The sequence below is a fragment of the Loktanella sp. D2R18 genome, assembly GCF_003318235.1.
GTDB lineage: Bacteria > Pseudomonadota > Alphaproteobacteria > Rhodobacterales > Rhodobacteraceae > Yoonia.
On record NZ_QOCG01000006.1, the window covers coordinates 382,257 to 404,072 of the forward strand.

Here is a 21,816-nt window from a genome sequence, read left to right on the forward strand (position 1 = left end):
TTACACATTCCGAACATTTTTTGACAAGCCGTTGCCCAATTGACCCTTTGGGCACAGCAGCCTATTGAACACATAATTGTAGATGAGGGTCATCATGGCAGACAAACCACGCAGTTTTCAGGAAATCATCCTGCGGCTTCAAACTTATTGGGCCAGCAAAGGCTGTGCCATTTTGCAACCCTATGACATGGAAGTCGGCGCAGGCACGTTTCACCCTGCCACAACCCTGCGCGCGCTTGGGTCCAAAGCATGGGCCGCCGCCTATGTGCAGCCGTCACGCCGCCCAACCGATGGCCGTTATGGTGAAAACCCGAACCGTTTGCAGCACTACTACCAATATCAGGTCCTGATCAAACCCAGCCCGCCGGATCTACAGGAGCTCTACCTCGGATCGCTCAAGGCGATCGGCATCGACGCATCCCTGCACGACATCCGTTTTGTCGAAGACGATTGGGAAAGCCCGACACTTGGCGCGTGGGGGCTTGGTTGGGAAGTCTGGTGCGATGGAATGGAAGTCTCGCAATTCACCTATTTTCAACAGGTTGGCGGCTATGACTGCAAACCTGTATCCGGTGAATTGACCTACGGGCTGGAACGGCTCGCGATGTATATCTTGGGCGTGGATCACGTGATGGATATGCCATTCAATGACCCGCAATCACCCAGCCCGCTGACCTACCGCGATGTGTTCAAACAGACCGAGGAAGAATACGCGCGCTGGAATTTTGACGTGGCTGACACGGATATCCTGCTGCAACATTTCAAAGATGCCGAGGCCGAATGCCAACGCATTCTTGAACAGCCAGCCGACGACCCCAAAACCGGCAAACGTATCATCATGGCCCACCCTGCCTATGATCAATGCATCAAAGCCAGCCATTTGTTTAACCTGCTCGACGCACGCGGCGTGATCTCTGTGACCGAACGCCAAGCCTATATCGGCCGCGTGCGTGCGCTGGCCAAACAATGCGCCGATGCCTTCGTGCAAACCGAAGCCGGCGGGGCGGCAGCCTAATGTCCGGCGCTCGTATCGCAATTGTGGGGATTATCATGACAGCACTGATCGCGGGTGCCGCGCTTTATTACCTTCAGGTCTATGCTTATTATGTCGAGGTCGGCGCTGCGGATGCGCAGGTTGAACTGACCTCTGTTGTCACAGGCGAGGCAGAGCCGATCATCTACGATAGCTTTGATGCCATCGATTCTGATAGCAGTCCAATCCGGTACCGTGCGTGTTTCACCACGGCCCTGAGCCAAGCCATGCTGACAGAAACCTATGTCATCGCGGATGATGCGGAACCGCGTGTTGCGCCCGGTTGGTTCGACTGCTTTGACGCTGACCAAATCGGCGCGGACCTTGAAACCGGGGATGCGATTGCGTTTCTGGGGACCGAAAACATCCACTACGGGATTGACCGCATTGTTGCCGTCTACCCCGATGGCCGCGCCTATGCGTGGCACGAAATCAATGAATGTGGCGCGGTCGTCTTTGACGGCAACCCAGCCCCAGAAACCTGCCCACCCGAAAGCCAGAACTGATGCCTGATCTGCTGATTGAACTCTTCTCCGAAGAAATCCCAGCCCGTATGCAAACGCGTGCGGCCGATGATCTGAAAAAACTGGTGACGGATGGTCTGGTCGAGGCTGGCTTAACCTATGCAGGCGCTGCGGCGTTTTCGACACCACGCCGCTTGGCGATGTCGCTTGATGGGCTGTCCGCCGAAAGCAAAGCCACCCGTGAAGAACGTAAAGGACCCAAGGTCGGCGCGCCTGACAAAGCGATCGATGGGTTTTTGCGCGGGGCAGGGGTGACACGCGAAGACCTGGAAATCCGCGACGATAAAAAGGGTCAAGTGTACTTTGCCGTGATCGAAAAGCCGGGGCGTCTGGCCGCCGATATCATCGCCGAAGTGCTTGAAAAAACGATCCGCAATTTCCCATGGCCGAAATCCATGCGCTGGGGCGACGGCCCGCTGAAATGGGTGCGTCCCTTACATTCCATCATCTGTATCCTGTCGGACGAGGCAGGCGCGCAGGTCGTGCCAGTGGATATCGACGGAATTGCGTCGGGCGACAGCACGCGCGGGCATCGTTTCCTTGCGCCGGATGCGTTTAGCGTCACCGGATTTGACGACTACGAGGCGAAGTTGAAACGCGCCCATGTAATCCTGCGCGCCGATGAACGTGCGGAACTCATCTGGCATGATGCCACAAACCAAGCCTTTGCGCTGGGGCTTGAAGTGGTCGAGGATCGCGGATTGTTGGCAGAGGTTGCCGGGCTGGTCGAATGGCCTGTTGTTCTGTTAGGGCAGATCGCTGATGACTTCCTTGGCCTGCCGCCCGAGGTGCTGCAAACATCGATGAAAGAGCACCAAAAATTCTTTTCCGTGCGCAATCCCAAAACCAACCGGATTGAACGGTTTGTGACCGTCGCCAACATGGAAACCGCCGATCATGGCGCGACCATTTTGGCGGGGAACCAAAAGGTGCTGTTCGCCCGTTTGGCGGATGCGAAATTCTTTTGGGAAAATGATTTGCGTGTGGCAAAGGCGGGGATGGACCCATGGCTGGATAGCCTGTCCAACGTGACCTTCCACAACAAACTGGGCAGCCAGAAAGACAGGATTGAGCGCATCGCAGCACTGGCCCGTGAAATCGCACCTGCGGTTGGCGCAGACCCAGAATTGGCCGAACAAGCCGCACGCGTGGCTAAGGCCGACCTGTCGTCTGAAATGGTATATGAATTCCCTGAACTGCAAGGGTTGATGGGCCGCTACTACGCAACCGAGGCCGGGCTGGACACATCCGTCGCCGCCGCCTGCCAAGAACACTATTCGCCGCTCGGCCCATCTGATGATGTGCCAACCGCGCCCGTATCCGTAGCCGTAGCGCTGGCCGATAAAATCGACACGCTGACCGGGTTCTGGGCGATTGACGAGAAGCCGACAGGATCAAAAGACCCATTCGCGCTGCGCAGGGCTGCGTTGGGGGTTATTCGGTTGGTGTTGGAAAACAACGTTACCTTGTCTCTGTTGGACGCAATGAGCAACCAGTACATGCGAGAGGTACGTCCAAATATGGGCGATGGGTGGACTTGCTTCGCCGAGGTTTGGCAGCGCACAACTGATGCGAGCATTGACGTTGATGGTGAACGCCGAAACGTTTTCTGGGAAGAAAGAAGCCTTGCGCTAGGGTCTAATCTCCTCTCTTTCTTCCACGACCGCTTGAAAGTATTCCTCAAAGACAAGGGTATCCGTCACGATATCATTGACGCATGCATTGCTATGGACGGCGATGATAATTTGACGCTCTTGGTCAAACGGGCAGAGGCTTTGGCGGAAACATTGGCCACGGATGACGGTGAAAACCTTATTCAGGGGTTCAAACGCGCCAATAACATCCTGACGCAGGCCGAAGAAAAAGACGGTGTTGAATATTCCTATGGCGCCGACATCAAATTCGCCGAAGATGACGTCGAAAAGGCGTTGTTTGCGGCGCTTGATGCGGCAGATGCAAAGATCGCGCCTGCGATGGCTGCTGAAGATTTCAGCACTGCGATGGCCGCGATGGCGGCAATTCGTCCCGCTGTTGATGCGTTCTTTACCGATGTGCAGGTAAATGCCGATAGCCAAGTGCTGCGCCGAAACCGGCTTAACCTTTTGTCACGCATCAGAAATCTGTGCCTGTCTGTCGCCGATCTGACCAAGATCGACGGCTAGTCACAAGACTGTTAAGTTTCCTTTGCTTAATAGGTAGGCAATCCTTTATGCTGCACCGACAGTATAGAGGTTCGCCGCAGTGCAGCATATGACGGAAATTCAGCCACTCACCTTGATCACGCCCACGGCAGCAATGTTGGCGGATGTGCATGGTGGGCGTGCGAAATGTCTGCAACGGCTGATCCGTTTGGATATGCCGGTGCCGATGACTGTGGCGCTGTCCTTTGATGCGGTGCGCGACATCGCCGTTGGGCAGATGCCGGATATGGCGGCGCTGATTGCCCCGTTTGGTGAAAATCCGCTTTTGTCGGTGCGCCCATCCAGCCTTGATCCTGATTGGGGCGGGCCGGGTGCGATGCTGCATGTTGGTATGAATGATGCGCGCCACGCGGAATTGGTCGAACAGCTTGGCGAAGCCGAAGCGACCAAGATTTATCTGCGATTTGTGCAGGCCTATGCAGTGCATGTGGCGCGGCTTGATCCAGACGAATTTTATCTGCCGGATGTCGCGGATGCTGCCAGTCTTAAGGCGATGCTGGCCACCTATGAATTCGAAACAGACGAGGTGTTCCCCCAAGACGTCGGCGTGCAATTGGCCGAGGTTTTGCGATCAATGGCACGCGCATGGGATGGCACAACGGCGCGATTGCTGCGTCAGGCGAAGGGCGCGCCTATTGATGCGGGGCTGGGCCTTGTGGTGCAGGCGATGGCCTTGGGGGTTGGGCCGGACGAAAGCGGCTCTGGCGAGATTGAATATGTTGATGATCAATCTGGTTTGCCGCGCGTGCGAGGCCGGTACCTGCCTCAAAGCAACGGCAGGCCAGGCCTGCGCGAGGCGGACGGCGCGATTTATCTGTGCAAAGATGGGCGCGGCCCATCGCTCGAGGAACGCTGCCCTGCGGTATTCGCCCAATTGTTGGCGTATGGGGCTTTGGCCCGCCAAAGGCTACGCGAGGAAATGCAGATTAAATTCACACTAAGCCGTGGAGAGCTGTTTATTCTCGATGCGATCCGTGTGCAGCGGTCGTCGCGTGCCTCTGTGCGGATTGCCGTTGCCTTGGCTCAGGATGGTATTATTCCCCGTGAAGAGGCCGTGATGCGCGTTGAACCCGCAGCCCTTTCAGAATTGCTGCACCGTCAGGTCGACCCAAACGCCAAACGCGATTTGATCGTGCGCGGCATTGCCGCCAGTCCGGGGGCTGCGTCGGGGCGTATTGTCTTAACTGCCGCTGAAGCCCAAGCAAGTGCGGCACGTGGTGAAGCCTGCGTGCTGGTGCGCCGTGAAACCACCCCCGAAGATATTCGCGGCATGCATGCGGCGCAGGCTGTGCTGACCATGCGTGGCGGTGTGACCAGCCACGCGGCGGTGATCGGGCGCGGTTTGGGGCTGCCGTGCGTTGTGGGCGCCTTTGATCTGACGATTGACTGGAAGAAATCTGTGATCAGCGGCCCGGACGGGCGCAAATTTGCCAAGGGCGATGTGATCACCGTTGATGGAACCACGGGCGAAGTGCTTGCTGGCGCGCCCGCCATGCTCGAAGCTGCGCTTGATGGGGCCTTTCAGACCTTACTTGAATGGGCCGATGATTACCGTGATATCGGCGTGCGCGCGAATGCGGATACCCCTGCCGATGCCCAAGCTGCCCAGAATTTTGCTGCCGAAGGGATCGGGCTGTGTCGCACGGAACATATGTTCTTTGACGGGGATCGGTTGGGGGTCATGCGCGAAATGATTTTCGCCGAAAGCTCTGATGATCGGCGTGCGGTGCTTGACCGTTTGTTGCCGATGCAGCGCGGTGATTTTGAGGCTCTGTTTACGATCATGGCAGGTAAAAGCGTGTGCGTGCGCCTGTTTGACCCGCCGTTGCATGAATTCCTACCTTCGGACAAAGCTGGCCTGCGCGATTTAGCAGAACAGCTTGCGCTGCCGCTGTCGGATGTCACCGAACGGGTGAACGCGCTGTCAGAATATAACCCGATGTTGGGGATGCGCGGCGTGCGTCTTGGCATCGCGATCCCTGAAATCTACGACATGCAGGCCCAAGCGATTTTTGAGGCGATGGTCGCGGTCGGCGAAGCAGGCGTCGATATTTCTGCGGAAATTATGATCCCACTTGTCAGTGCGATGCGCGAAGTGGAACTTGTGAAAACCCGTGTTGATTCCGTTGCAAATGCAGTGCTGAGCAAGAGTAAATCGGCGCTTAATTATCGCCTTGGCGTGATGGTAGAAACGCCGCGCGCGGCCTTGCGGGCGGAAGATATCGCTGAATATGCGTCATTCCTATCGTTCGGGACCAATGATCTGACTCAGATGACCTACGGCCTGTCGCGCGATGACGCTGGCCGATTCATGTCAGCCTATGTCCAGCAAGGCGTTTACGCCGAAGACCCGTTCCACACGCTGGATGTCGAAGGTGTCGGCGAACTCGTGGCGCTGGGGGCAGAGCGGGGCCGCAAGAGCCGCAAGGATGTGACCTTGTCGATTTGTGGCGAACATGCGGGCAGTCGAACGGCAATTGCGTTTTGCCGGGAACATGCGTTTGATTATGTATCTTGTTCACCTTTCCGTGTGCCTGTCGCGCGACTCACCGCGGCGCAGCTGGCGCTTACGGATCAACTTAATGCAAAATTAGCCAAATAATGTTGTTGCATTTGCTTTGGAAATGTTCTGATATTGCGTTTAGTATCGCAAGTGACGCTATTCCGTGGCGTCTTTTGTCGCGCCCCCATTTGAAGGGGTAGACGCAGCGCATTCTTTCCCCTAAAGACACCGACGCTTGCGTGGGGCTTTGCCGCGTGGTCTCCTTGGTGGGAAAATATGACGTTTCTTAAATCAGTTTGGGTCGCGGTTGTTGCAGCATCGGTTTCCTTGAGCGCGCAATCCGTATTTGCGGACGAAGTTTTGGAAAGCCGCCTCGGTGCAATTCTTGGTCAAGAGCGCGATGCGCTTTCTGTCGTCCCTGATAGCCGACTGAGCCTGCTAACGAGCCTTCCCCCAGCTGATGAACGTGGTGTACAAACCCAAACTGGCGAAATTTACAACGCTGAATATCTTGCGACGCAATCCGTAGCGAGCGGCGGCGCACAATGGGAATGTCTGGCCGAGGCGCTTTATTTCGAAGCGCGCGGCGAAAGCGTTGAGGGGCTGTTTGCCGTTGGCGAGGTGATCTTGAACCGTGTGGATAGCAGCGCTTATCCGGGAACGCTTTGCGGTGTGATTAATCAGGGCACAGGGCGTCGTTATGCTTGCCAGTTTACCTATACCTGTGACGGGCGTGCTGAAGTGATCAGCGAACCTCGCGCTTGGGAACGCGTGGGCAAAGTTGCACGTATTTTGATTGATGGCGCGCCGCGCGTTTTGACCGGTGGTGCGACGCATTACCATACCAAAGCTGTTAGCCCATCTTGGGCACAACGTTTCCCGCGGACCGCATCAATTGGGTCGCACTACTTTTACCGTCAGCCGGTCCGGACCGCGTCGAAATAACGTCGCCATTGCCACGGCTGGTGTCGTGGCTGGCGGTTGCCCGACCCGAATTTGATCTATATGCGATCCGCAATTGACGTTGATTGACAGGACGCGCCTATGACAGATGAAATCCGGCTCGCATTCGCGCATCCGAGCGAACGCGCAGAAGCCAGCAGCCAAACCCCATGTGACCGAATTTCCCTGCGCGACTATACCGTGCAGGTCGAAATCGGTGCGTTCCAACAAGAACGCGGGCATTTGCAGCGGGTACGCTTTAACGTGGTTGTTGAGGTCTCGCCGCTGGGTGTGATCGACGATGATGTTGACCGGATCCTTTCATATGACAAAGTCACCGAAGCCATCGGGATCGAGCTTGAAGCTGAGCGGATCAACTTGCTCGAAACCCTCGCTGCACGTGTGGCAGAACGGATATTGCTAGAGCCGCAAGCCGAACGCGTCTTTGTACGGATTGAGAAACTGGATCGCGGGCCGTTTTCGCTTGGGGTGGAAATCTTGCGTGCGCGTGATGGTGTCGCTGACGCCGGGCAATCCCATGTCGAGGCCCCGCATCCGCGTGTGGTCTATCTGTCCAACGAAGCTGTTGCCTCGCCGCATATAGGTGGATGGATTGATCAGCTTTCAGATCGTGACGCGCCGTTGATTATCTGTGTTGGTGCCGCGGATGTGGCTGCGCCGCAATCGCAAAACCCGCTGGCACAGCGCCGGATTGACCTTTTGGCCATTGAACAAAACGCGTGGCTGCTCGCCAGTCGTGACCGCCGCTGTATGGTGGTGGGCACGCGGACCGAATTGGATTGGGCGATGAAAAACGACCAGATTTGTATTTGGGCCCCATCAAAAATCGTGCTGGATGCGGTTGATGGACCATCTGCCAGCCCGCGCGATGCCGCGCAGCTTGTGGCGTGGTTCGCCCAAGAAATAGAAGCCAAAGAATTGCTTGTTATCGGGGCCGATGCGCCAACATCTTCTGTACCGACGCGTGTGAATGACGGCCAAGGTGCAGTGCTGGTATGATGATCTACTACCAACCGGTTATGCGTATGGGGGCAGATCGCGCGCCCGGTGCGTATCAATTGGCGGGCGGTGCTTGTTGGTTTGATCAGGCTATTTTAAGGCAACGTGGGCAAACCGATCAATGGATCGCAGCGGATGACATTCCGGCTGAAATACTGTCCCGATTGACCCGTCCACATACGCCAATTGCAGGAATGGCGATGACCCGTCCACATTTGATGGGCATCTTGAACGTCACGCCGGATAGTTTCTCGGATGGTGGGCAGTTTACGGGTGCAGATGTGGCCCTGTCGCACGCACTTGCAATGGCGCAAGCTGGGGCATCTATCATTGACATTGGCGGCGAAAGCACGCGGCCCGGCGCCGACACGGTAGCGGCGCACGTGGAAATCGCACGCACTGCACCTGTCATTGCCGCGATCCGAGCGTGCAGCGACGTTCCTATTTCGATCGACACACGCAAAGCACCCGTTGCAAGTGCGGCGATCAACGCTGGTGCAAACCTGGTCAATGATGTTGCCGCACTAGGTTATGATGCTGAGACCGCGCAGGTCGTGGCCCAATCAAGCGCGCCTGTCTGCCTGATGCATGCCCAAGGAGCGCCTGCCACGATGCAACAAGATCCGCGTTATGATGACGTTTTGCTGGATGTGTATGACTATCTTGCACAGCGTATCGATCATGCGGTTGCAGCCGGTATAGCGCGCGACCGCATCGTCGTTGATCCGGGGATTGGCTTTGGCAAAACGCTGGATCACAATTTGGCTTTGCTGCGTGGATTATCGTTGTTTCACGCCTTGGGGTGCCCGGTACTGTTGGGCGCGTCGCGTAAAAAATTTATCGGCACGCTGAGCGGTGGGCAAGATGCTGCAGATCGCGTGTCGGGATCGGTTGCCGTGGCCTTGCACGGTGCGCGTCAAGGGGTGCAACTGCTGCGCGTTCACGATATAAGCGCCACCAAACAGGCGCTTGACCTGGATTGGGCAATCAACGGGGCAGTTTAAAATATGGCACGTAAATTTTTTGGCACGGACGGCGTGCGCGGCAAAGCAAACACCTATCCAATGACCGCCGATATGGCGTTGAAAATTGGGGCCGCCGCCGGGCGTTATTTTCGCAATGACGGCTCCAATGGGCACCGCGTCGTGATCGGCAAAGATACGCGCCTGTCTGGCTATATGTTTGAAAATGCGCTGACAGCCGGGTTGACCAGTACGGGCATGAATGTGCTGTTGCTGGGGCCTGTGCCGACACCGGCGGTTGGGCTGTTGACCACGTCGATGCGCGCAGATGTGGGGATCATGATCTCAGCTAGCCATAATCCGCACCATGACAATGGGATCAAATTCTTTGGGCCAGACGGGTTTAAGCTGTCAGACGAGGCCGAGACCGAGATCGAAGCGTTGATCGAAAGCGACATCACCCCAGCGCAGGCCGAAAATATCGGTCGGGCAAAACGTGTGGATGATGGGCGGTTTCGCTATGCCGAACGGATCAAATCCACCTTCCCATATGGGATGCGTTTGGATGGGCTGAAGGTCGTGATTGATTGCGCAAATGGCGCTGCACACCGGGTTGCGCCCGAAGTTCTCTGGGAGCTAGGCGCCGAAGTGATCCCTGTCGGCGTTTCGCCAAATGGGCTGAACATCAACGAAAAATGTGGCTCTACCAGCCCGCAAACGGCGGCGGCCAAGATTCTTGAAACTGGTGCCGACGTCGGGATTTGCCTAGATGGAGACGCGGACCGGGTGATGATGATCGATGAAAAGGGGCAAGTCGCTGATGGTGATCAGTTCATGGCGCTTCTTGCAGGGCGTTGGGCGGATCAGGGGCGGTTGAACGGCGGCACGCTTGTCGCGACAGTGATGTCCAACCTTGGGTTGGAAAGGTACCTTGATGGGCGCGGTCTGCGTCTGGAGCGCACCTCAGTCGGAGACCGTTATGTTGTCGAAGCGATGCGCGCAAATGGCTGGAACCTAGGCGGAGAGCAATCGGGTCACATCGTGATGACCGATTTTGCGACGACGGGGGATGGGCTGCTTGCGGGGCTGCAATTCCTTGCCGCGATGATCGAGACCGGCAAGAAGGCGAGCGAGTTGAGCAAGAGCTTTGAGACCGTCCCGCAGATGCTCAAAAACGTGCGCTACACGGCGGGGCAAGACCCGCTTGCGGTGCAAGCCGTGCAGGATGCGATTAAAGCGGCCGAAGCATCGCTGGTTGGTAAAGGGCGTCTGCTGATCCGTAAATCAGGGACCGAACCGCTGATCCGTGTGATGGCAGAATGCGAAGACGATGCGTTGCTCGCGCAAACCGTCGATGGCATCGTGGCTGAGGTCGCGGCGGCCATCTAGGCCGCCACGCTTTTGATCTACTAGGTTTTCGGTGCCGTGATTTCGGCCAGTAGGCTGGTGATGATATCCGGTCCCATTTTCATTGCCTTGGCGAGCCCGCCGACAAATTCCTTTTCTTTACCTGCAAAGTGTCCGTCTGCCGCAACAACAAGAAGAACGCCGCGCATCATATCAAGCTGCTCTTCTTTGCTGCATCCTTTGATTAAGGCGCTATAACCCGCATCGTTCAGGCCTGTGTTCGCAAGGTCGGTCATTTGTTTTACAGTGTCTTCAGAAAACACTTCGCCGGTCATTTGCTCTGCGACGGATTTGATCGTTGCGATCTCTGATGGATCAACGCGCCCATCAGCTTTTGCGGCATGGCACATCGCGTCCAAAATGGCTTTTGCCCCCCGCGATCCATTTGCCATCAACGCCAATCGCTGTTTCTTGCGCGCGGCTGCTTTCGCTGCCTTGAGTGCGGCAAAGATCAATAGCAGGCCAATCGCGCCAAAACCCCAAAAGCCGCCGGCGATTTCTGCAAGCGATAGTTTTGGCACCGATGGGATATCCGTATCGATCACGCCTGCCGCTTGGGCAAGTTTAAGTCCTTCGGCGTCAAAATCATAATAGCTATCGGTCTGACAGCCGTTTTCAGCGATTGCATAGCCCTGCATCGAGCGCCAAAAATTGACGAAAATCACGGAATTGGTTTCCACCAAGTGACACAGCGCGAGTGGTTTATCTGGGGTGCCTAATTCGGTTGGCGCAACAAACAATAGCTCTTGGGCTGTGGAGTAACCGCCGCCGCGCCGGGCCTCGGCTTGTGTGGCGAATGAAGTTAAAAGAAATGCGGCCATAAGGCCTGTGAATAAAGATCGCATAATTGGCTCCGATTGTTTCTTGAATGCCAATTGCAGGGCAAAATGGGGCCTTAGTATGACGCATTGTTGCTAAACTTTCTATCCGGGTAAGAGTTTCTTAAGGCCTTTCCATTGGCTGACGATAAGCCCGCACATGATTAACCCAAGCGCTGCGAAAAACCGCCATGGCAGGGCTTCGCTTAGGATCAGCGCGCCAAAAATCATTGACCAGACGGGGACTTGGTAGTTTACCAGCGTCAAGAATATGCTGCCCGCTGACCGGATCACGGTGACGCGGATCAGCGCGGCAAGAGCGGTCGGCACGACGCCCAAAAATACAATCGCGAGCGTGGTTGTTGTGTCGGTCGCGTGCGGTACCCCTTCGACTAACAGCATTGCAGGGATCAGTGCGCAAGCGCCGACAGCTAGCAATAGCGCGGCCATGGTGATTGGGTCGATCGGCGGGCAGCGGCGGGTCATGATGCTTGAAACTGCATATGAAAGCGCCGCAAGAAGACAGGCAATTTGCCCCAATGGTTCCATCCCTGTGCCAATTCGCAAGATCCCGGGCCCAATCAGAATCGCGGCCCCTATAAAACCTAACAGCACCCCAAGGCTATTGCGCATATCCATCTTTTCGTCGGTGAAAAGATGCGACAGCGGCAGCACAAACAGTGGCAACGCAGCCATTGAAATCCCGGCAAAGGCCGAGGGCACAAATTGCTGTCCCCAACTGAGCAAGGCAAAGGGGATGGCGGTGTTCAATAAGCCGATCACCAATAAATATTTCACCATTATCGGCGTAAAATCGGGCAGGGGGCGGCGCAGGGCTGCCATTAGGGTCAAGAGCGCAAACGCCCCCAATGTGGTCCGTGCGCAAGCCACCGTGAGCGGCCCGTAGCCGCGTAATGCAATCGACACGACCATAAATGTCCCGCCCCAGATTAACCCAAGCGCAAGAATGGAAAGCCAGTTCGAAAGGCTGGGTTGGGTGGTCATTTTTTAGGTCCGATCACAGATGTAATTGGTTGCTATCAGTGGGGGCCTGCGTCCGATCATGCAAGCTATAGTCGCGCGAAACCGTCGCGATCCGGATGCGATAATCTGCGAAAATTCTTGATCGGCCGGCTGATTGGCTTTCGCGATGGGGTTTGCTGTTGCGCCATGCTGCGACGGCATCTTCGTCTTCAAAAAACGACAGTGACAAGAGTGTGTCAGCGCTTGCGAGGCTTTGGAACCGTGTCACCGAAATGAAGCCGGGGATATTTTCCAAAAGCGAGCGCAGCTTTGCCGCATGATCCAAATAGGCCTTCTTTTGTCCTTGCGCTGGCGTAACTTCAAATATCACGGCGATCATTTTGAAACCCCATGCGGAAGAGAGGCGCAGCGTAAAAAAGTGCGATCTTCGCGCAGGATGAACTTTTCTTTTTGAGCAAATTCATAGTTTTCGCGCCCAAGCGGGTCAGCGCTCAGCCGCGCGCGGTAGGTCTCATATGCGGCAAGCGACGGGATATTATAGATGCCGTAGGCAAGTGTTGATGAGCCCTCATGTGGGGCGTAGTAGCCGATAAGGTCGGCGCCATGGCGTGGAATGGCTTGCCCCCAATTGCGCGAATAGGTTTCGAATTGTGCCCTTTTAGTAGGGTCGATTTGGTAGCGAATGATGCAGGTCAGCATGTGTATCTCCTGTGTTGATACGTTGTTGTAGCCTGTGGATTTTCCGAGATGCTTCGGTTACGGTCGAAGTATGAAAGAAGGTCCCGACATATCCCGCGTTGCCACGCTGATTGGCGATCCCGCCCGCGCAAATATATTGACCGCGCTGATGACGGGCGTGGCCCTGACCGCAACTGAATTGGCCGTCGAGGCCGGGGTGACACCTCAAACCGCCAGCGGCCATTTGGCCGAGCTGGTTGATGGCGGGCTGCTGCAGGTGCGCAAACAAGGGCGGCACAAATACTTTGCCTTGGCGCATGGTGATGTTGCTGTGGCGCTCGAAAGCTTGATGGGGTTGGCCAGCGACGTGCGGCGTACACGCACGGGCCCCAAAGACATCGCCTTACGGCGCGCGCGAGTGTGCTATAATCACCTAGCGGGCCATCTAGGTGTTCAAATGTTTGCTAGTTTGACGCAACGTGTATTTCTACGGAATGATGTCGATGCGCCAGTCCTGACAGATACTGGACGCGCCTTTGTCACCGAATTTGGGGTGGACCTTGCCGCGCTGGATGCAATGCGTGCACCGCTCTGCCGAAGCTGTCTGGATTGGAGCGAACGTCGCACACATTTGGCCGGATCACTGGGGCGGGCGATGCTCGCGCGGATGGAGGAGCTTCATTGGGTTCAACGCGACAATCAGAGCCGGGCGTTGATATTCAACGCGCAAGGAACCACCGCTTTTGAGAAAGCATTCCCAGTCGGGTGATATCATGCAAAAAGGGGCCAGCGTTTTCGCCAGCCCCTCGTCATCTAACATAAGTCAGATTAGTTCTTTGCTTTGTCGACCATTTTGCCTTCGGAAATCCAAGGCATCATTGCGCGCAGTTTTGCACCAACCTGTTCGATCTGGTGTTCGTCGTTTGCACGACGGGACGCTTTGATTGTTGGCTGGCCAACTGCGTTTTCAAGCATAAAGTCACGCACAAATTTACCGGACTGAATGTCAGCAAGCGATTCTTTCATCGCTTTCTTTGTTGCTTCATATGGCAGGATGCGCGGGCCGGTGACGTATTGACCGTATTCCGCGGTGTTCGAGATGGAATAATCCATGTTCGCGATGCCGCCTTCATAGATCAGGTCAACGATCAGCTTGGTTTCGTGCAGGCACTCAAAGTAAGCCATCTCAGGCTCGTAACCCGCCTCAACAAGGGTTTCAAAGCCCATGCGGATCAGTTCAACGATACCGCCACACAAAACAGCTTGTTCGCCGAACAGGTCAGTTTCACATTCCTGACGGAAGTTTGTCTCGATGATGCCAGAGCGACCGCCACCGATTGCGGAACAATAGGACAAGCCAATTTCTTGGGCTTTGCCAGACGCATCGGTGTCAACCGCGATCAGGCAGGGCACGCCGCCGCCTTTGGTGTATTCGCCGCGTACTGTGTGACCTGGGCCTTTTGGCGCCATCATGATCACGTCGATGCCTTCTTTTGGCTCAATCAGACCAAAGTGCACGTTCAGGCCGTGGGCGAACGCGATTGCGGAACCCGGCTTAATGTTGTCGTGGACGTATTTTTTGTAGGTTTCAGCCTGTAATTCGTCGGGCATTGTGAACATGATCACATCACACCAAGCTGCGGCTTCGGCAATGCCCATAACTTTGAGGCCTTCGCCTTCGGCTTTGGCTTGTGAAGGGGACCCTTCGCGCAGCGCCACAACAAGGTTCTTCGCGCCGGAATCACGCAGATTCAGCGCATGCGCGTGACCTTGTGAGCCATAGCCAAGAATAGCGACTTTTTTGTCTTTGATCAGGTTAACATCGCAATCGCGATCGTAATAAACGCGCATATCCGCATCCTTTATGAGTTTAGTCCTGTGCGGTTTATGACTGGCGTCCCTGTGAATTGCGAGTGTTGATATTGGGGTATTTGCGGAAAGAATAAAATTGTTATGCGTCATAATTCGGTTTATATAGATTTTTATGCTTGATGATATTGATCGCCGTATTTTGCGCCTTTTGCAAAGTGACCCGACGCAGCCTTTTCCCGACCTTGCCGCACTTGCGGGACTGACGCCTGCGCGGGTGACGCGCAGGTTAGATCGGTTACGTCAAGATGGCGTGTTATTAGGGCAGCGTGCGATCATCGATTGGCGCGTTTTGGGCTATACAATTGAGGTGAGCCTGCGCGTGACCTTGGACAAAACCGTGCCGCGCGCGTTTGATGAATTTATGGCCGCCGCGCGCAATGTGCGGGCCGTGATTGAAATGCAAACGTTTTTGGGGCGTGTCGATGTGCGGCTATCACTGATCGCCCGTGACTTGCCCGATTATCAGCGTGTCTATCGCGATGAAATTCTGACCCTGCCGCATATCGCGGATATTGAGGCCCTGATGACGGTTGCTCAAGTCAAACATGATGAAAGCCTGCCGCTATGAATTTGGATGATATCGATCATGCGCTGTTACGCGCGGTAGCTTTGAACGCGGATCAATCGACGACGCAGCTTGGTCAAAAGCTTGGGCTTAGCCAACCGGCGACGTGGCGCAGGTTGCGTAGGTTACAGGATGCGGGGGTGATCGCCGGGCGACAATTGATGCTGGATGCGGAAAAAGTTGGCTTTGGGGTGACTGTGTTCTTGGGCGTTAAACTGGCAACAAAGGGGCGTATCAGCCTTGAGGATTTTGAAAGGGCGGTGTCAGCGATCCCTGAGGTGCAGTTGGTCGAACATGTTTTGGGGCTTTATGATTACCGCCTGCGCGTGGTTGCCCGTGATCTGGCCGATTTTGAACGGGTTTTACGGCGTCGTGTGATGACCTTGCCCGGTGTGGGCAATGTCGAAGCAAATGTGCTTTTGTCGGAAGAACGGCTGCCCGGCCCGCTTTAACCGCCGACGCCGAGCCCCATCTCCATCAGTTTGCGCCGGACGGGCGAAAGCCCATAAAGCATCTTTATCCCCTGTGCGCGCAAGTCCTGCGTGAGCGCGCCGCCCGCAATTGACGCACGGTTAAGCGCATCAATCCCCGCGATCCGTAGCTTAATATCACTGTGCCGGGCGCGTGCGTAGCTGTCTAGCATCGTCCGGTCACCCAATGTGTCAGGTGCCGCCAGCGCAAGATCAAGCAAGCACGCCATATCGCGCAGTGACATATTCAACCCCTGCGCGCCGATTGGTGGCATGACATGGGCCGCTTCGGCAACTAACGCCATCCGCGGGCCGGTGATTTCATCGGTGATCTGGCTGATAATGGGCCAAACGCTGCGCGGCGATGCAAGCGTTAGCGCGCCATTGATCCCGGCCGATCGGTCGTTGGCAGCCGCTTCAAATGCGGGGACGTCCAATTGGCTTAGCCGCAATGCCTCTGGCCCGCTTTCCATCCAGACCACGGCGGAACAGGGTTTGCCATCGTGATCAGGCAGCGGCACCAAGGTGAACGGGCCACCCGCGCGGTGAACTTCGGTGGATATATTGTTGTGGGGCTCGTCATGGGTGACGGCGAATGTCACGGCCTTTTGGCCATAGCGTTTTACGCGGGTAGAAATGCCAGCGGCGAGACGAACCACAGAATTGCGTCCATCCGCGCCGATCACAAGACGCGCATCCAATTGGCCGTCGTCTGAGAGGGTAACGATGGCCGAATGATCCCGCGCCAGCATGGATTTGAACCCGGTACCGGGCCGGAAATCAACATTGGGCAGCGCATCAAGCCGCGCGACCATTTCACGGCGCAGCAGCCAGTTGGGCAGGTTCCAGCCAAATGGTTTGTCTGAAATATCGGAGGCATCAAAATCGCGGGTGATATGCGGCTCCGCAGCGGCATCCACGATGCGCATGATTTGTAAGGGGGCTGCATATTCAGCGAGCCGTTCCCACAGACCGGCGTTCTGTAGAAACTGCTGCGCTGGCTGCAAGAATGCGGTGGTGCGCAGGTCTGCACCGCGCGCGTCTTCAACCGTCACCGGGGGCGTCGGATCCACAATCGTGACGTTAAATCCGGCCGTGCCAAAGGCGGCTGCGGCGGTCAGACCGGCGACCCCGCCGCCAGCGATGAATATATCGGTTGATTTGCGTTTCATAAGCTAGACATAGGCCTATGCGCCCTGCACGAAAAGGGCTAGCGCGTCACCTGCGACAAGAAAGCCCTCAGATCATCGGTGCCATGATGAACATGTGTGGCATCCAGCGGGTCTTCGTGTACATGCACGGTGCGCATTCCCAATTCATGGGGGACCACAAGATTGCGCGCTTCGTCCTCGAACATGGCTGCTGTGGTCGGTATCACATCTGCGCGTGCGAATACGGTGGCAAAGCTTTGCGCATGAGGTTTGGGGGTAAGAGCAGCCTCTTCTATGCCAAAGACAGCGTCAAACGCATGTGTCAGCCCGCGCGCCCTAAGAACCCGCGCGGCGTGGTTATTTGAGCCATTGGTGTAGACAATTTTGCGACCGGGTAGGGTGCCAATCGTTTCGGCCAGCTCTGGGTCAGGCGTCAGATGCGAAATATCTATGTCGTGGACATCGGCCAAAAAGTGATGCGGATCAACGTCATGTTCTTCCATCAATCCGGCCATTGTTGATCCGTGGCTGTGCCAATAGTCTATCGCCAATTGCGCGGCGCGGTCGGCATCATATCCGGTGACGCGCATGACGTAATCTGCAAAACGCGGGTCCATCAAACCAAAAAGATCAGCCGACGGGTGATATAACGTGTTGTCGAGATCAAAAACCCACGTATCGATATGTTCAAAATGCTGCGCTACCATGCGTGGACAGTATGCGCCTGTTTTTGGCAGCGCAATCGGTTTGGCTTGATTGCAGGGCGCGGGCAGGGGTAGTGTCAGCGAATTAAGAAAGGCCAACGCCATGCATGACCCGCGCGCGACCCAAAAAGATGCTTATGCTCTTATCCTTGAGGCAATTGATAGCCATGTCTATAAACCCGGCGACCGCTTAGTCGAAAGCGAATTGGCCGAAAGGTTTGGTGTCTCGCGTACGCCAATTCGCGAGGCGTTACAAAGGCTTGAAACCCAATCCTTGCTGGCGCGCGATGGGCGGTCGCTGATTGTTGCGTCGCTTGATCATACGCAATTGTCGGAACTTTATGTGGTGCGCGGAGAGCTAGAGGGATTGGCCGCAAGGCTGGCCGCGCGCCATGCGGCCCCTGAAGAAATTCGGGTTTTGCGCAACATGCTAGAAGACGATAAGAAACTTGTCGGTGACCCGCTTGCGCTGAGCCGCGCCAACCGGCGGTTTCACAAACAAATTCACCTCGCCTCACATAACCGGTTTTTGGTGCGGCAGCTTGACTTGGTGCATCGCTCCATGGCGCTTCTTGCGACAACATCACTTGCGGCCGAAGGGCGCGGCGCGGAAACACTTGATGAACATGCGGAAATCGTCGCGGCGATAGAGGCGGGCGATGGTGACGCCGCATACCGCGCGCTGCGCGATCATATTTCTGAGGCCTTTGTTACCCGCCTAAAGCTGGATGCGAAGGCGGTTGAAGCGGCGGAGTAGGCGTTTGCCAACTACTAGGAAGCAAGACGCCATGCGTGGTCTTATCCCAATAGAACGGCTTGGTTAGCAGTTCAAATATGCCCTTATACGCGGCAAGCGCCCCAAGCGGGAAATAGAGCGTCAGGCTAAACGCCCATTTGAACAGCCAGCGCTTTTCTGCTTTGTGTAGTGCGACATAAGCAACGAGCCAACCGATCACCTCGGACGAAAAGAACAGCCCTGCAAGTGTCCAAAATGCCCATGATGGCAGAACGGACGAGAGAGGGTGGCCAAAGCCCAACGCTGGCAGCCAGAAGGTCCACAAGAGTGGCGCGAGCATAAATTGCGAGAGGGTGCCCAGAAACAAGAGCTGCACTCCAAAAAATCGCCATGCCCCGAGATTCCGCCAAAGCCGCAGAGGATCACGCATATGCACGAGATAGGTGATCGCATAGCCTTTGAGCCAGCGTGAGCGTTGTTTGACCCAAGGCCATGCGCGTCCATTTGCTTCTTCTTCGGTGACGGTGTCGATCAGGCGTGTACGGTATCCGTGCCGGGCAAGCCTGATCCCAAGGTCGGCGTCCTCTGTGACATTGTGCGCGTCCCAACCGCCAAGCGCATGCAGGGCGTCACGCTTGAAAAACAACGTTGTTCCGCCCAAGGGCAAGGCAAGCCCAAGACGCTGTAGACCGGGCAGGATCACCCGAAACCAACTTGCATATTCTATCGTAAAACAGCGGGTTAGCCAATTTGCGGATGCGTTATAATAGTCAAGCTTGCCCTGCAGGCAAACCACATCGGGGGGCGCATTGGCAAAGGCATTTGCGACCTTGTGCAGTTGATCGGGGGCGGGCGCGTCTTCGGCGTCCCAAACACCGATGATGTTTCCGCGTGCAAAGTCGAGCGCGTAATTTAATGCGCGTGGTTTGGTCTTTATGCCCCCGGTCGGCACGGTAATTGCGCGGATGCCGCGTGGCAAGGTCGTGCGCCCTAATGTGGCGCGCGTGGTTTGGTCGTCGGCTTCAAGGACCAGACAGATATCAAGCAATTCGCGTGGATAGTCCAAGTCCGAAAGACGCGCCAACAGATGCTCTGCAATTGCGGTTTCATTGTAAAGCGGGACAAGCATAGTGATCGTGGGCAGCCGCGCTGGGATGACGCTATTGGCTGGGGCTGTGGCTTCGCGCCAGCCAATCACTGCGGCCACCAGTTTGAGCGCCGTGGTTAAGAAAAGTGTGATGACGGCCCAAGCGGTCAGCAGCGCCACAAGGAGAATTGGTTTAAAGACGGCGCAGGCCAATGCGCAAATGCCGAAAACCGCCCCTACTGCAAGTGCGCGCCGGGGCGCCCAATTACGACAGCTTTCGCTATCAATCGTTTTGGTTTCCGCGCGCGCAACAAGGGTTTCTTCACAAAGTTGGCTAAGCGCGCGGTTCAAATGCTCTTCGGTGGTGATCGCCATGCGAACGCGCCCGAAATGGTTGTGCAGCAAGGCTTGGTCTTGATGAAAGGTTTCGGGTCTAGCGGTCAAAACCACGGTTTCACCGCCAATGCTGCGCCACGGCAGCACCCCCATCTGCAGACATTTCTCAACACCAAATAGCGCAATCAACGATAGGTCGGGCGCGTCCGTGAACGGGTTGATATATTGCGCACCGCGTTCCGTGGCCTGGGCCTGTGCGACGGCATATTGCGACACACCAAATCCACGGTTGAAAACATCGGCGAGGGCCATTCCGCGCTGCTGCGCCATAATTTGCGCGCGATCAGCCATATCCGCCGAGACATGGCCACGATAGATAAGCTCCTGGCACAAAAAATTTCGGGTTTTCGTGCTTAAGTCGGGTGAGTGTCGCGTTTGTTGCTGCATGATCTTACTTTGGTCATTGTCCAAAGCGATCATGCAGGCGGATGGTTAATGGGTCGTTAAGAGGAGCGCGGTGGCTTAGGCGTCCATCGCAGCAGCGAAGCGCTCAAATAGGTAGTAGCTATCTTGCGGGCCAGGGCTTGCTTCGGGGTGGTATTGCACGCTGAATACAGGGCGCCCAGTCACTTTGATGCCGCAGTTGCTGCCATCAAAGAGCGAGACATGCGTTTCAGCCACGCCAGCAGGCAAGGTCTGTGCATCAACTGTAAACCCATGGTTCATAGAGGTGATTTCAACCTTGCCGGTTTCTTTGTCTTTGACCGGGTGGTTGGCGCCGTGATGGCCGTGGTTCATTTTGATCGTCTTTGCACCCAGTGCCAGCGCCAGCATTTGGTGGCCCAAGCAGATCCCGAAAACGGGGATATCTGCATCCAAGACACCTTTGATCATTGGGACAGCATAGGAACCTGTCGCGGCCGGATCGCCGGGGCCGTTGGACAAAAAGACACCATCGGGGTTCAGGGCAAGCACGTCTTCAGCCGTGGCTGTCGCGGGCAAAACGGTCACATCGCAGCCGGCACTTGCAAGGCAGCGCAGGATATTGCGCTTTGCCCCGAAATCGACGGCGACAACCTTGTGACGGGGGGCTTCTTGTGTGCCAAACCCATCAGGCCAAGCCCAGCGTGTTTCATTCCAGCTGTAAGATTGCGCGCAGGTTACGTCCTTTGCCAGATCGCGCCCTTCGAGACCTGCGAAATCACGGGCCTTTTGGACCAAGGCGGCGATGTCAAAGTTGCCTTCGGGATCATAGGCAAGGGCGACATGTGGCGCGCCTTGCTGGCGGATCGCCCGTGTCAAGCGCCGCGTATCGACGCCACCCATACCGATCCGGTTGCGGCTCGATAGCCACGTCGTCAAATCTTGGGTCATCCGCCAGTTCGAAGGTTCTGTCGGGTCCCATTTTACGATCATGCCTTGGGCAATGGGGTCCGCGTGTTCATCATCTTCAGGGGTGACACCAGTGTTACCGATATGCGGGAATGTAAAGGTGACGACTTGCCCCGCGTAGGACGGGTCGGTCATGATTTCCTGATAGCCCGTCATGGCAGTGTTAAAGCAAAGCTCGGCGATTGTTTCGCCGGCGGCCCCAAATCCAACCCCGTAAAAGATCGTGCCATCCGCGAGCGCCAAGCAGGCTGTTGGTTTCTGCGTCATCCCATGTCTCCGATCAGTCAAATTGGGCCGGGTTTACGAGGGCTAGCGAGCCGGGTCAAGGCTGTATCGCAGCCTTTGAAATAAGGGGTGACGTCAGATCACACTGTCTTGTCATGCGCTAACAGGCACGGTAAGGTGGGCTTTCGTTTTTACAGCTTCGTGAT

At 56.1% G+C, this 21,816-nt stretch carries 21 protein-coding genes; 12 read left to right on the top strand and 9 right to left on the bottom strand.

Annotated elements, in window-relative coordinates; all coding sequences use genetic code 11:
• Positions 1 to 94 precede the first annotated feature (94 nt).
• The 8 genes from DS901_RS04635 to glmM all read left to right on the top strand — a co-directional run bounded on the left by DS901_RS04635 (position 95) and on the right by glmM (position 10,574).
• Positions 95 to 1,015: a glycine--tRNA ligase subunit alpha gene (locus DS901_RS04635; protein WP_113775744.1), complete on the top strand. Its 921-nt coding sequence runs from the start codon at positions 95 to 97 to the stop codon at positions 1,013 to 1,015.
• Between the two features lie 35 nt (positions 1,016 to 1,050).
• A complete protein-coding gene (locus tag DS901_RS04640; protein WP_404932334.1) occupies positions 1,051 to 1,539 on the top strand; it encodes a DUF6446 family protein in 489 nt (162 codons plus the stop codon).
• On the top strand, positions 1,539 to 3,719 hold the full coding sequence (gene glyS, locus DS901_RS04645; protein WP_113775746.1) for a glycine--tRNA ligase subunit beta: 2,181 nt from the start codon (positions 1,539 to 1,541) through the stop codon (positions 3,717 to 3,719). The genes DS901_RS04640 and glyS overlap by 1 nt, the downstream gene beginning before the upstream one ends.
• 88 nt (positions 3,720 to 3,807) lie before the next feature.
• Positions 3,808 to 6,360 (top strand): putative PEP-binding protein, encoded by a 2,553-nt coding sequence (locus DS901_RS04650; RefSeq protein ID WP_113775815.1) that lies wholly within the window; start codon positions 3,808 to 3,810, stop codon positions 6,358 to 6,360.
• Positions 6,361 to 6,537: 177 nt separating this feature from the next.
• On the top strand, positions 6,538 to 7,206 hold the full coding sequence (locus DS901_RS04655) for a cell wall hydrolase (RefSeq protein ID WP_113775747.1): 669 nt from the start codon (positions 6,538 to 6,540) through the stop codon (positions 7,204 to 7,206).
• Positions 7,207 to 7,305: 99 nt separating this feature from the next.
• Positions 7,306 to 8,223 (top strand): dihydroneopterin aldolase, encoded by a 918-nt coding sequence (locus DS901_RS04660; protein ID WP_113775748.1) that lies wholly within the window; start codon positions 7,306 to 7,308, stop codon positions 8,221 to 8,223.
• A complete protein-coding gene (gene folP / locus DS901_RS04665) occupies positions 8,223 to 9,227 on the top strand; it encodes a dihydropteroate synthase (protein WP_181820765.1) in 1,005 nt (334 codons plus the stop codon). The genes DS901_RS04660 and folP overlap by 1 nt, the downstream gene beginning before the upstream one ends.
• Before the next feature lie 3 nt (positions 9,228 to 9,230).
• Positions 9,231 to 10,574, top strand: a complete 1,344-nt coding sequence (gene glmM / locus DS901_RS04670; protein ID WP_113775750.1) for a phosphoglucosamine mutase — start codon at positions 9,231 to 9,233, stop codon at positions 10,572 to 10,574.
• A gap of 20 nt (positions 10,575 to 10,594) precedes the next feature.
• Here the strand turns inward: glmM and DS901_RS04675 are convergent, their stop codons facing one another.
• The 4 genes from DS901_RS04675 to DS901_RS04690 all read right to left on the bottom strand — a co-directional run bounded on the left by DS901_RS04675 (position 10,595) and on the right by DS901_RS04690 (position 13,093).
• The gene (locus DS901_RS04675; protein WP_113775751.1) at positions 10,595 to 11,437 is read right to left on the bottom strand and encodes a DUF533 domain-containing protein; all 843 of its coding nucleotides are present in this window, start codon (positions 11,435 to 11,437) and stop codon (positions 10,595 to 10,597) included.
• 78 nt (positions 11,438 to 11,515) lie between these two features.
• Positions 11,516 to 12,415: a DMT family transporter gene (locus tag DS901_RS04680; RefSeq protein ID WP_113775752.1), complete on the bottom strand. Its 900-nt coding sequence runs from the start codon at positions 12,413 to 12,415 to the stop codon at positions 11,516 to 11,518.
• A gap of 13 nt (positions 12,416 to 12,428) precedes the next feature.
• Positions 12,429 to 12,773 (bottom strand): antibiotic biosynthesis monooxygenase family protein, encoded by a 345-nt coding sequence (locus DS901_RS04685; RefSeq protein WP_113775753.1) that lies wholly within the window; start codon positions 12,771 to 12,773, stop codon positions 12,429 to 12,431.
• Entirely contained in the window at positions 12,770 to 13,093 is a 324-nt protein-coding gene (locus tag DS901_RS04690; RefSeq protein WP_113775754.1) for an NIPSNAP family protein, read from the bottom strand. The genes DS901_RS04685 and DS901_RS04690 overlap by 4 nt, the downstream gene beginning before the upstream one ends.
• A gap of 70 nt (positions 13,094 to 13,163) precedes the next feature.
• Between DS901_RS04690 and DS901_RS04695 the strand changes: the two genes are divergently transcribed.
• Positions 13,164 to 13,841, top strand: a complete 678-nt coding sequence (locus tag DS901_RS04695; protein WP_113775755.1) for an ArsR/SmtB family transcription factor — start codon at positions 13,164 to 13,166, stop codon at positions 13,839 to 13,841.
• Between the two features lie 59 nt (positions 13,842 to 13,900).
• Here DS901_RS04695 and ilvC read toward each other — a convergent pair whose 3' ends face one another.
• Entirely contained in the window at positions 13,901 to 14,923 is a 1,023-nt protein-coding gene (gene ilvC, locus DS901_RS04700; protein ID WP_113775756.1) for a ketol-acid reductoisomerase, read from the bottom strand.
• 133 nt (positions 14,924 to 15,056) lie between these two features.
• On the opposite strand from ilvC, the gene DS901_RS04705 reads away from it, so the two are divergent.
• Positions 15,057 to 15,512 carry an Lrp/AsnC family transcriptional regulator gene (locus DS901_RS04705; protein ID WP_113775757.1) on the top strand — a complete coding sequence of 152 codons (456 nt, stop codon included), beginning with the start codon at positions 15,057 to 15,059 and terminating at the stop codon, positions 15,510 to 15,512.
• Positions 15,509 to 15,961, top strand: a complete 453-nt coding sequence (locus tag DS901_RS04710) for an Lrp/AsnC family transcriptional regulator (RefSeq protein WP_113775758.1) — start codon at positions 15,509 to 15,511, stop codon at positions 15,959 to 15,961. The genes DS901_RS04705 and DS901_RS04710 overlap by 4 nt, the downstream gene beginning before the upstream one ends.
• Here the strand turns inward: DS901_RS04710 and DS901_RS04715 are convergent.
• Together DS901_RS04715 and DS901_RS04720 are read right to left on the bottom strand one after the other, a co-directional pair.
• A complete protein-coding gene (locus DS901_RS04715; RefSeq protein ID WP_113775759.1) occupies positions 15,958 to 17,151 on the bottom strand; it encodes a UbiH/UbiF family hydroxylase in 1,194 nt (397 codons plus the stop codon). The two genes, DS901_RS04710 and DS901_RS04715, sit on opposite strands and share 4 nt — an antisense overlap.
• Positions 17,152 to 17,189: 38 nt before the next feature.
• The gene (locus tag DS901_RS04720; RefSeq protein WP_113775816.1) at positions 17,190 to 17,837 is read right to left on the bottom strand and encodes a pyrimidine 5'-nucleotidase; all 648 of its coding nucleotides are present in this window, start codon (positions 17,835 to 17,837) and stop codon (positions 17,190 to 17,192) included.
• A gap of 100 nt (positions 17,838 to 17,937) precedes the next feature.
• Between DS901_RS04720 and DS901_RS04725 the strand changes: the two genes are divergently transcribed.
• On the top strand, positions 17,938 to 18,591 hold the full coding sequence (locus DS901_RS04725) for a GntR family transcriptional regulator (protein ID WP_113775760.1): 654 nt from the start codon (positions 17,938 to 17,940) through the stop codon (positions 18,589 to 18,591).
• Here DS901_RS04725 and DS901_RS04730 read toward each other — a convergent pair.
• Complete coding sequence (locus DS901_RS04730; RefSeq protein WP_258546647.1) at positions 18,545 to 20,344, bottom strand: glycosyltransferase family 2 protein; 1,800 nt, start codon at positions 20,342 to 20,344, stop codon at positions 18,545 to 18,547. The two genes, DS901_RS04725 and DS901_RS04730, sit on opposite strands and share 47 nt — an antisense overlap.
• Positions 20,345 to 20,515: 171 nt before the next feature.
• Positions 20,516 to 21,652 carry a glutamine-hydrolyzing carbamoyl-phosphate synthase small subunit gene (carA, locus tag DS901_RS04735; protein ID WP_113775761.1) on the bottom strand — a complete coding sequence of 379 codons (1,137 nt, stop codon included), beginning with the start codon at positions 21,650 to 21,652 and terminating at the stop codon, positions 20,516 to 20,518.
• Positions 21,653 to 21,816: the final 164 nt, after the last annotated feature.

Coding starts and splice junctions, on each gene's coding strand:
- DS901_RS04635 (WP_113775744.1), top strand. CDS start 95: ATGGCAGACAAACCACGCAGTTTTCAGGAAATCATCCTGCGGCTTCAA.
- DS901_RS04640 (WP_404932334.1), top strand. CDS start 1,051: ATGACAGCACTGATCGCGGGTGCCGCGCTTTATTACCTTCAGGTCTAT.
- glyS (WP_113775746.1), top strand. CDS start 1,539: ATGCCTGATCTGCTGATTGAACTCTTCTCCGAAGAAATCCCAGCCCGT.
- DS901_RS04650 (WP_113775815.1), top strand. CDS start 3,808: ATGACGGAAATTCAGCCACTCACCTTGATCACGCCCACGGCAGCAATG.
- DS901_RS04655 (WP_113775747.1), top strand. CDS start 6,538: ATGACGTTTCTTAAATCAGTTTGGGTCGCGGTTGTTGCAGCATCGGTT.
- DS901_RS04660 (WP_113775748.1), top strand. CDS start 7,306: ATGACAGATGAAATCCGGCTCGCATTCGCGCATCCGAGCGAACGCGCA.
- folP (WP_181820765.1), top strand. CDS start 8,223: ATGATCTACTACCAACCGGTTATGCGTATGGGGGCAGATCGCGCGCCC.
- glmM (WP_113775750.1), top strand. CDS start 9,231: ATGGCACGTAAATTTTTTGGCACGGACGGCGTGCGCGGCAAAGCAAAC.
- DS901_RS04675 (WP_113775751.1), bottom strand. CDS start 11,437: ATGCGATCTTTATTCACAGGCCTTATGGCCGCATTTCTTTTAACTTCA.
- DS901_RS04680 (WP_113775752.1), bottom strand. CDS start 12,415: ATGACCACCCAACCCAGCCTTTCGAACTGGCTTTCCATTCTTGCGCTT.
- DS901_RS04685 (WP_113775753.1), bottom strand. CDS start 12,773: ATGATCGCCGTGATATTTGAAGTTACGCCAGCGCAAGGACAAAAGAAG.
- DS901_RS04690 (WP_113775754.1), bottom strand. CDS start 13,093: ATGCTGACCTGCATCATTCGCTACCAAATCGACCCTACTAAAAGGGCA.
- DS901_RS04695 (WP_113775755.1), top strand. CDS start 13,164: ATGAAAGAAGGTCCCGACATATCCCGCGTTGCCACGCTGATTGGCGAT.
- ilvC (WP_113775756.1), bottom strand. CDS start 14,923: ATGCGCGTTTATTACGATCGCGATTGCGATGTTAACCTGATCAAAGAC.
- DS901_RS04705 (WP_113775757.1), top strand. CDS start 15,057: ATGCTTGATGATATTGATCGCCGTATTTTGCGCCTTTTGCAAAGTGAC.
- DS901_RS04710 (WP_113775758.1), top strand. CDS start 15,509: ATGAATTTGGATGATATCGATCATGCGCTGTTACGCGCGGTAGCTTTG.
- DS901_RS04715 (WP_113775759.1), bottom strand. CDS start 17,151: ATGAAACGCAAATCAACCGATATATTCATCGCTGGCGGCGGGGTCGCC.
- DS901_RS04720 (WP_113775816.1), bottom strand. CDS start 17,837: ATGGTAGCGCAGCATTTTGAACATATCGATACGTGGGTTTTTGATCTC.
- DS901_RS04725 (WP_113775760.1), top strand. CDS start 17,938: ATGCATGACCCGCGCGCGACCCAAAAAGATGCTTATGCTCTTATCCTT.
- DS901_RS04730 (WP_258546647.1), bottom strand. CDS start 20,344: ATGGCTGATCGCGCGCAAATTATGGCGCAGCAGCGCGGAATGGCCCTC.
- carA (WP_113775761.1), bottom strand. CDS start 21,652: ATGACGCAGAAACCAACAGCCTGCTTGGCGCTCGCGGATGGCACGATC.